Source organism: Catellatospora chokoriensis (assembly GCF_011297315.1).
In the GTDB taxonomy this organism is placed as follows: Bacteria; Actinomycetota; Actinomycetes; order Mycobacteriales; family Micromonosporaceae; genus Catellatospora; species Catellatospora citrea.
Genome location: NZ_JAAOTI010000078.1, coordinates 1 through 634, shown reverse-complemented (window position 1 = coordinate 634; position 634 = coordinate 1). Strand labels below are relative to the sequence as shown.

Annotated in this window: 1 protein-coding gene; it reads left to right on the top strand. The window is 73.7% G+C overall.

Going from position 1 to position 634, the window contains the following annotated elements; all coding sequences use genetic code 11:
* On the top strand, positions 1–634 hold a 634-nt coding region (locus HAV39_RS42045), incomplete at both ends, for an aldehyde dehydrogenase family protein (RefSeq protein ID WP_191844663.1).

Sequence of the window (634 nt, the reverse complement as noted above, 5' to 3'; positions counted from 1 at the left end):
GCGCTGATCAGCGCCGAGAACGGCAAGCCCCTCATGTGGGCCAGGGCCGAGCTGGGCCGTGCCGTGTCGACGTTCCGCTGGGCCGCCGAGGAGGCGCGCCGCTTCTCCGGCGAGTTGATGCGGCTGGACACCGATCCCGCCGCGGCCGGGCGGATGGCCGTGGTGCGGCGTTTCCCCAAGGGCCCGGTGCTGGGCATCAGCCCCTTCAACTTCCCGCTGAACCTGGTCGCGCACAAGGTCGCCCCGGCGATCGCGGTCGGCGCGCCGATCGTGGTCAAGCCGGCTCCGGCCACGCCGCTGTCCGCGCTGCTGCTGGGCGAGCTGCTGGCCGAGACCGAGCTGCCCGCGGGCATGTTCTCCGTGGTGCCGGTGCCCAACGAGCGCGCCGCGGCGCTGGTCGCCGATCCGCGACTGCCGGTGGTGTCGTTCACCGGGTCCGGCCCGGTCGGCGCGTCGATCCAGGCCGCGGTGCCGCACAAGCACGTGACGCTGGAACTGGGCGGCAACGCCGCCGCGGTGGTCTGCGGCGACTACGCCGACCTGGACTGGGCGGCCCAGCGCATCGCCCTGTTCAGCAACTACCAGGCCGGGCAGAGCTGCATCGCGGTGCAGCGGGTGATCGTGCACCGCGACC